This is a genomic window from Rhodococcus sp. NPDC076796 (assembly GCF_040702765.1).
Taxonomy (GTDB): Bacteria; Actinomycetota; Actinomycetes; order Mycobacteriales; family Mycobacteriaceae; genus Rhodococcoides.
The window spans coordinates 1-7891 of sequence record NZ_JBFBMS010000024.1; the positions used below are offsets into that span (position 1 = coordinate 1).

At 58.9% G+C, this 7891-nt stretch carries 6 protein-coding genes and 1 pseudogene; 5 read left to right on the forward strand and 2 right to left on the reverse strand.

The genetic code is table 11. The annotated features are described in order from the left end of the window. Positions 1–240: pseudogene (locus AB0366_RS26855) on the forward strand (VWA domain-containing protein); the annotation flags it as partial. Positions 241–712: 472 nt separating this feature from the next. Here AB0366_RS26855 and AB0366_RS26860 read toward each other — a convergent pair. Together AB0366_RS26860 and AB0366_RS26865 are read right to left on the reverse strand one after the other, a co-directional pair. After that, positions 713–1624 (reverse strand): DUF4231 domain-containing protein, encoded by a 912-nt coding sequence (locus AB0366_RS26860; RefSeq protein WP_366246599.1) that lies wholly within the window; start codon positions 1622–1624, stop codon positions 713–715. Then, on the reverse strand, positions 1621–2163 hold the full coding sequence (locus AB0366_RS26865; RefSeq protein ID WP_366246600.1) for a TIR domain-containing protein: 543 nt from the start codon (positions 2161–2163) through the stop codon (positions 1621–1623). The genes AB0366_RS26860 and AB0366_RS26865 overlap by 4 nt, the downstream gene beginning before the upstream one ends. A 345-nt stretch (positions 2164–2508) precedes the next feature. Here AB0366_RS26865 and AB0366_RS26870 point away from each other — a divergent pair, with 345 nt between their 5' ends. From AB0366_RS26870 to AB0366_RS26885, 4 genes are all read left to right on the forward strand, one after another. Beyond that, positions 2509–2676, forward strand: a complete 168-nt coding sequence (locus AB0366_RS26870; RefSeq protein ID WP_366246601.1) for a hypothetical protein — start codon at positions 2509–2511, stop codon at positions 2674–2676. A gap of 100 nt (positions 2677–2776) precedes the next feature. After that, the gene (locus tag AB0366_RS26875) at positions 2777–5224 is read left to right on the forward strand and encodes a hypothetical protein (RefSeq protein ID WP_366246602.1); all 2448 of its coding nucleotides are present in this window, start codon (positions 2777–2779) and stop codon (positions 5222–5224) included. Beyond that, positions 5221–7350, forward strand: coding sequence for a TIR domain-containing protein (locus AB0366_RS26880; protein WP_366246603.1), 2130 nt, complete (start codon positions 5221–5223; stop codon positions 7348–7350). Before AB0366_RS26875 ends, AB0366_RS26880 begins: the two co-directional genes overlap by 4 nt. Positions 7351–7419: 69 nt before the next feature. Beyond that, positions 7420–7791: a DUF4352 domain-containing protein gene (locus AB0366_RS26885; RefSeq protein ID WP_366246604.1), complete on the forward strand. Its 372-nt coding sequence runs from the start codon at positions 7420–7422 to the stop codon at positions 7789–7791. The last annotated feature ends 100 nt before the right edge of the window (positions 7792–7891 follow it).

Genomic DNA, 7891 nt, shown 5'->3' on the forward strand with positions numbered 1-7891 from the left:
GAAGCCGAGTGCAGCTGGGACTTCGTGTTCCTGGGATCGAACATCGACGCCGTCGAGGTGGGCACCGATCTGGGCTTTCAGGGCGGCAAGTCGATGACGTACGTCTCGACGTCGGTGGGCGTGACGGCGGCCTTCGATTCGGTGGCGGACTACCAGCATCGGAAGCGATCGGCCGGTGTCGATGCGTGTTCGGTATCGGCTTTCACCCCGGAGGACCGCAGGCGCGCGCGGGGGGAGTAGGGGGAGTCGGGCGCTGCCTGCGTCGCGACGACCCCGACGTTCAGCGAGGACGACTGGGTGTGTGTTCCGCCTTCAACTACACTTCCACTTGGTTTGTGGCACGGTGTCTTACGTGCCCAACATGAAGTATGGGCGCGCATGATCGACTACCTCGCGCAGTTCCAGCGACATTGTCACTGCGGAGAAGATCCGCACTCCAACCGATGTCGGGGTAGGCCCTTTAGTGTGGTGCGTAGATTGCACTGCAAGATACATTGTTGGGTGCATTGCACGTGTTTCCCTTGACCGTTACACGTGCGCGGAATCGGCACAAGCAATAACGATCATGGATAGGACTGGTCAGTCCAGGGATCGAAACACGCCCGACATGACCGCCCATTTCAGTCGCCGACCAATCAGACAGACAAAGCATGAATGCATTGGCTCGGAACGAGATCGGCACGGGTGTCGTCGAGTCTCTGAGTGGGCACCACTAGATCTGGCCTGGCTCATCTGGCCGGTGCGCGGGTCGGCCTGTTCGCGATGCGAGCCAAGTGGTGTGTTCGCGACTGATCGCCTCTTCTGCGTCTGCGGCAACCACCGGCCATCGATCGGCCTCGACGGATCTGAGGCGGCCAGCTTGGATACCGAGCTCGTTCGTTGCGACCGAGTAGGCGGATGCGAGTGGGGCGAACTGCTTGACTGCTACCCAGGCCGCGCCGGCACCGATGATTGCAGCAAACAAGCCAGCGGCATCGATTTGCCAACCACCGAAGAGCTTGCCGATTGCGAGCATGACTGCGAGGATCTCTGCCGCTGTGAGGGCTAGCCGCCATCCCTGGGCCTGGCGCATGTTGTACCGAGCCTTCTTTGCGTACCACCTCTTCTGCTCGATGGTGCGGCCGTCGACATATGCGTCTCGTTGTTCGGTGAATGGAGCACCTCGGAGCCCATCCATTTGCGGTGTGATGACGACGTCAGAAGTCTCGAAGACTACGACGTCGTTAATTTCCTGGGTAATCCGAGAAATTCGCCTTCGCATTTCCTCCTCCGCGTCTTCTGGCGGCATGCCTGCCGGAAATGGATCTGCCCCAACTGCATAACGCCATGCCAGTGTCTTTACTGACTCCGCAACCGCTCGGCCGTCGTACCACTTTCGCTCCGGGTTGCAGATCCACGAGGTGGTTTCTGAGACAAGGGCTGCAGCGAATCCGAGCAGGATCATCACCGCTGCTAGGTCTACGTGCCCAAGTTTCCACGTCAACGCTCCGCCGACCGCGGCGAAGACGCCGCCACAGACCTTCGCTCGGACGAGCCTCAATGTCAGCCGTTGCCCCTTGAGGGATGATCTGTCGGCCTCCCGCCACACTCCGGGTAGGTCGCCGTCGGTTAGCCCCGCGCTCATGCGTTTGAGGAGCGCAAAGATCGGGTGTTGTCTCTCAAGTCCGCTTTCGATTTACGCGCGTCGTACGCTATCTCGATCAAGTCTCCGAGAGTGTCGGTACTTGACGGGTACCTCCACCAGCGAGCATATCCGTTTTCGCCGTCGACGTTGTCAGCAACTCTTGCTGGGAGTTGTTTGTCGTAGTAGGCCACTGCCGACGGAAGTGTGATCGCGAGCAGTCCGCTGGCGCTCGCACTCGCGGTGTTTCGTAGTGAAGCGGCGATTTCCCAGTCAACGAACTTGCGTCCCCATGTCTTCTTTCCAACCAGCACGATTGTCACTGTCGTATCGCGAAGATACTTCTCGCGGATCTTCAATTTGATGTAGTCGTCGTTATCGCTGTTGATAATGTCGCCGGCCATGCTTGCGCCGATCCCGCGTGCGATAAGTACATCCTGCTCGTGGTCAAACTTCTGAATGAAGTCTTGGACTTCATCCTCATCGTCATGGTGGTAAGAGACGAAACACTTACGGCGCGTCTTTGCGGCCAGCAATGACATTGACAACTCCTGTGGGTTCAGATGCTTCGATACAAGATGGATACTAACCGTAGCCGCAGAGTCCGACGTTGGCCTCCGGCTTGCCCGTCGCTGTTCTGCTTGAACTACCCACACAGCCCCCCGGGTCCGGTGTGCTCCTAAGAAGTGTCAGTCGCCGATTGCGGAACTGTAGCGCCAGCCGTGTGTAGGCCCATCACCGACGCCGCGCCGTTTCAGAAACATCGTGAGCGCAATGGCGACCTCGATGGCGATCAACGGCGGGATCTCAATTGAGTTTTCCGGACAACCACGCGAGGAACGCCGCGAAGGTGTAAACCGAAATGTTGCCAGTAGGAGCGGGGGAGCGTGTCCCTCGAAAATACCCTGACGTCAGAATTTGAAGGTGCCCAACACGCTCAAGTAGTCAACCAGATGGTTGCGCACGCTGACGAGCGCGCGCTGGTTGCGGTCTCGCTCAACCCTGATGGCGGACGAAGCGGCATGAAGCTGGGTGCGGTTCATTCGATCGACTGACAGAACCTGTTGGTTGGTTGTGGAACCATGGTGCGTCTCTCTTAGAACATGCTTCTGCAATTACATCCGATGGTATCGGCGATTCGTAACAAGGTGGGGAATGGAACAGGAAAACCATGTGGCACCGCGTGTGCACATCGTCGATTCAGCCAGCACTGCGGACGCGTCGGATGACATAATTCGTGGGCTGTACAGATTGGGGGTAGATGCGTCCGTACCCGTCCCAACCGGTGAGAACCAGGTTTTAGCAGTTGTAGTTCTCCTGTCCGCCGGCGCGCTCGCCGACCCGACGTGGCTGCATAGAGTCGAGGCGCTTCGATCGGAGAGGCTTGTTCCTGTCAAGGTCAGCGACATACTCGACAGCGAGATTCCGATCTTTTTACGTGAACTGAACTGGGTTTTCTATCAACCGAATGATCCAGCATTTCTTGCCCACCTGTTCACTGGAATTAACACCGATGCCAGCAGATTCAGAAACGCACGGGACACACGTGCTCTGGCCGAGCGGTGGGAAATCGCGGACCGTGATCCCGACCTATTGATCGAAAGCCTCAGCGAGGCAAGACGCCGCATTCATGCTGCGTCGCTCAGTGCCGACGGTGCCGATCCGATGCTTCCGCCGCATCAAGCTCATCAACTCGCAGCTAACTTTCAACACAGATTCAGGGCATTTTCCGAATTGCTGCGCGTGGGCAACCGCAAAGTTCCGAGTTGCTTGGTGCCGCTGCTCGCAATGTGGTTGGCATGGTTCCGCGCGAGGCTGGACCATGAGTTGATCGACGGGGCTACAACGCCGGTGGCGTTCCTGGCGGCGTCTCGTCGGCACGCAGCACGAGTGACCCGCCGACGGCGGTGGCGACTCACCTACCGAGCGGTGCTCGCGGGTGTGACAGCAGTAGCGGTCATCTCGACTGTCCTATCCGTCCAACAAGCTATCAAGAGAAGTACGAACGCTGTCGCCTTCGCGATCGGCGACTCGGCGGCTACCAGCCGGCCAGACCTCGCAGCGATCAAGGCGGGGGCGTCTCTCGTAGACTCCGGTGAATATCCGGGATCTGACGGACGATTTCGCATCGCGATCAACGCGCTCTCCGAGAATTGGGCATTGGGATATCTCCCCTTGGATGTCGCAGTTGTTTCAGCCGCACGATTTCTTGCCGACGGATCTATCTCCGCAGTCGATTACGACGGTGCGATCTGGAACTGGAACACGTCAGAGGAGACTCGCTCGAAGAATTCGGCGAATTTGCAGAGGGTTACAGGCGGTGATATCAGTGCAGCGGGTGGTCTTGCAGTGATCACCGACGGTGTCGATATTTCCGTCGTTGATGCCGAAGGTGTTCGAGCACTCCCGGGACCGGAAGGCGTTGGAATGTTGCGCCTGGCACCAGCTGATGACCGAGCGCTGGTTCAGTCGGGCAACGGCCTGTACGTCGTCGACAGAATCGCGTCCGAATCCCCGGGTCTTAAACACCTGGGTGAGTGGGACTCTGTGATCGATATCGTCCAGACAGAGGGCGGGCACGCAACCGCTTTGGCCGAGCGGGGCGGAAATCTGGAACTCGTCCACGACGACGGTTCTATCGTAGAAAGTGGTCGGGCACCGGATCAGATTGACGTGGGTGCACTGTCGAGTGATGGAACGAAATTCTCTCTTGCCGTAGATGGGACGATTTGGACGTCGGCGGACGGAGGTGTCTTCCCGAGCGGCCTCCTTATTCCCGGTGTAGTCAAGTCGATGCGCACGACGGACGATGGGCTGGTGCTGATCTCGGATCGGACACGTGGTTCGTGGGCTGCGCACCCTGGGCTAGGGATAGTACTCGGTCCGGTCTGCGGCGGCATCGTCGCCATGAACGAGTTCGCGGTCGACGAAGAAGGTGGCCGAGTGCTGTGCCTCGGTGGGGCGGGGATGATGATGGAGTCGCTGTCGAGCCTTCGGCCAACCGCTGTCGCCGCGTCCATTCCAGAACCTGTGCAGACGGTGTCCTCGAACGGTCGATTGACTTCACTCTCGTTAGTAGATGGCTTCATCAGGATCGACCGCGCCGATGGCACATCTTTTGCATTCGATTCTGCTGGATTGTCGTTCGGGCCCGACTTCACACGCCCTCCGGCGATTGCCGACGTTGACTTTTTCGCGACAGGTGCGCTGATAGAAGCAGACAGTCGCCCTACAACTGTGGCGATGAACTCGAATGGAGATACCTTCGCCATCGGTTTCGTCGGTGGACATGTTATCGAGGTCGATGTCGACGAGGACGGATTCATGGCCCCGGTCGGGTCGTGGATTTTGCCTGATCACGCGAGCGTGGTTGCCATTTCGTGGTCTCCTGACTCCGCAAGTATTTCCGCGACGACCGACTCGGGGACGATGTGGAATCGACCCTCGTGTTCTGGGTGTTGGGCATCTCGGACGGTGGTCGAACACATTGCCGACCGGGCTTGGATGTGTTACCACCGTGGTGACATCGAACAGCTTGGAGATACGGTTCGTTCCGCCTTTCGGTTGCGCGACTGCGAGACGTACCAAGATGGTGAGAAATGATCGACTTTTTTATCTCCTACGCGCGTGAAGATGGCGACTTCGCCCGGAAGTTCGTCGACCGCCTCGCCGAACTCGGCTGGGACATTTGGATCGACGAGAAAAACATCCCACCGTCCGTCCCGTGGATGGCGGAGATTCAGCGCGCCATCGACGAGTCGATGATGGTTCTCGCTCTGGAGTCCGAGAGCTGGCTTTCATCGGAGGCCTGCCAAATCGAGCTCGGCCTCGCCGAGCTCGCCCGTGTTCCAATCGCGCGAATTACTCCTGAACTACACCGTCTCGATGAGCTTGTAGCACTAGTACTGCGACGCTATCGTGAGTTGCCGGCAGCGCGTGCGACCGCGCTTCAAGCAGCCGCCTCTGCTGCTATCTGGAGGACTGCTGGCAAGAAGAAGGCGTTCCTTGTTCGCGGAAGAATGCTGAAGGTAATGCGCAGAGCGCTCAAGGGCTCGCCAGAGCATTTTTCTCAGTCGGCCAAGGCTTTCATCTCGGCATCTGCGAGGGCCGCTACCCAGCGCTGGATCGTGGGTCTCGCACTCACATTGGTGGTGCCGATCCTGGTGGGTGGAACTTGGGTGAGTATTAATGTCACTGAGGCTGTGAACGCGAAGGTAGCCACGTCGATTGCCGACGCAACTGAATTCGCGGACCGAAAGACGTACGGTGACTGGAACATCTACGCGGGAATCGAGCGATCACTCACCGAGGATGCTGACTCGTTCCAGCAGTACCACCAACTGTTTTCATTCCTCTCCGTGCGCACTCCATGGCGATGGGACGCTATGCCGATAACGCAATCCGGCCCCACCTCCGCGGACTCCCCGGACGGTACGAGGTCCGCAACCATTGACGGTGCTGGAATTGTCATCGATGCGTTTCTCGGTGGCACGACACGGCTTTCCGCCTCGTCGGCAGTAACCTCGCTCGCCTGGAGTCCGGACTCCCATTGGGTCGCTGTCTCGACAGCCGACGGAGCAGAGGTGATTTCAGTCGACAACGCCCGGTCGATCGAGCTGCGGGGAGGGGTAGGGGAAACCAGGGTCGTGCGGTGGGAGGATACCCAGAATCTCGCTGTGGGAGGGTCGGATGGCACCGGGGTTTGGCGGGTCTTCGACGGTCGGCCGCTTGCCGAGCTAGGCGGTGTGAGACTTGGAACCAAGGTCGATGGGTTTCTGTACACAATTGACTGGGAAGGTGTCGTCTCCAGAACCGACGTGGAATCGGGAGCATCGATAGTAATTGCGCCAGGTACGAAGGAAGGCTCCACTCCGACAGCTATGGAAGCCACGAAAAACGGACTGGTCATCGCTTTCGCCGCGGAGCGACCATTCCTTCACGTCATAGATCTAGGAACAACATCTACACGGAATATTCCTGTTCCCGGTTGCAATCCGATAGAGATGTCGATTGCTCCCAACAGCTTAGATGCGTATTTAACTTGTCGAGAACCTGACGTCAACGAAACGCGCGTCGACCTCGGCAGCGGGGCTGTTGTTTCACAGCCTGCGCAGCAAGAGCAACTTGCATATGGCGTGCGCGCATTGAACGACACAGTGTTGTGGGGCGGATCGTTCGGCGGGGTCTTTCGAAGTGATCGTGACTTGACGCCGCGTGGAATGTTGACCTCAGGCGCGGGCTGCGGCGCGCCGATCCGAAAATTTGTCGGTGGCTCCGACGGACCGATGTTGTTTCCGATCGGCGATGGCACAGGTAGCTTTGGCTGCGGCACCCGTATCGACAGCTCGGGCGCAACGGGAGTTAAACGGCTTATCTTCGATGCGACGGACAGTTATGCAGTACCACACGCTGCGACAAGCTCGGACGGGTCCCTGGTCGCTTACGGCATGTCTGACGGCCGAGTTCGCGTGTTTTCAACTACCAACCTCGAGCCGATCTATTTCGCACAGGTCATGCCCAATCAGGTCCGATTCGTCTCTTTCTCGTCGGATAAACGGAGCCTGCTTGTTGCAGGGATCGAGGGACAGGTTGCAATCGTACCCATCTCGCCACCGACGTCAGCGACCAATGTGGCGGCACTTGGCGCGGAAGCGTACGTGCGCCTGGAACAGGCCGTGGAATGGGGCATTTACGCGTCGACAATGGATCCATCCGAAGGTGGCCGGTAGGGCAGTGTTGCACGAAGGCATGTTCCTACGTCACCGGCTGAGCCGAGTAGTCCGGGAATCGGTGTCCCGCTGCGCGACGGCAAGTTCGAGGTCGTTGTCACCGCGATCGCTCCTCACGTAGCGACGGTCGGCTCGGAGAATCTGACGCAGACCGCACAGGGCGAGTTCGTTCAGGTGACGATGGCGGTGCGCAGCATCGGCGACCGAGCACAGAGCTTGGACGCGTCCTCGCAGAAGTTGCTCGACGCCGACGGCAAGCAGTACTCGGTCGACAGCCTCGCGACTGCCTACCTCGACGAGGGCATCGGCTACGAACAGATCAACCCGGGCAACGCGCTGGACACGACCGTCGTGTTCGACGTCCCCGTCGGGACCGTGCCTGCCGGGATCGAGCTGCACGATTCGGCCTTCTCGGGCGGAACGACGGTCGCCCTCCGGTGATCGATGCGAACAGCACTTGCATTCTTGCCGAATCTATTTCTCTCGTTGCAGTTTCGGCTGCGAACTAAAGGAGGAAACTATGACCAACCCTCAGCTGTCC

What these genes read in the sequence shown, in the direction of transcription:
- AB0366_RS26860 (WP_366246599.1), bottom strand. Translation starts at nt 1,624, where the DNA reads ATGAGCGCGGGGCTAACCGACGGCGACCTACCCGGAGTGTGGCGGGAG.
- AB0366_RS26865 (WP_366246600.1), bottom strand. Translation starts at nt 2,163, where the DNA reads ATGTCATTGCTGGCCGCAAAGACGCGCCGTAAGTGTTTCGTCTCTTAC.
- AB0366_RS26875 (WP_366246602.1), top strand. Translation starts at nt 2,777, where the DNA reads ATGGAACAGGAAAACCATGTGGCACCGCGTGTGCACATCGTCGATTCA.
- AB0366_RS26880 (WP_366246603.1), top strand. Translation starts at nt 5,221, where the DNA reads ATGATCGACTTTTTTATCTCCTACGCGCGTGAAGATGGCGACTTCGCC.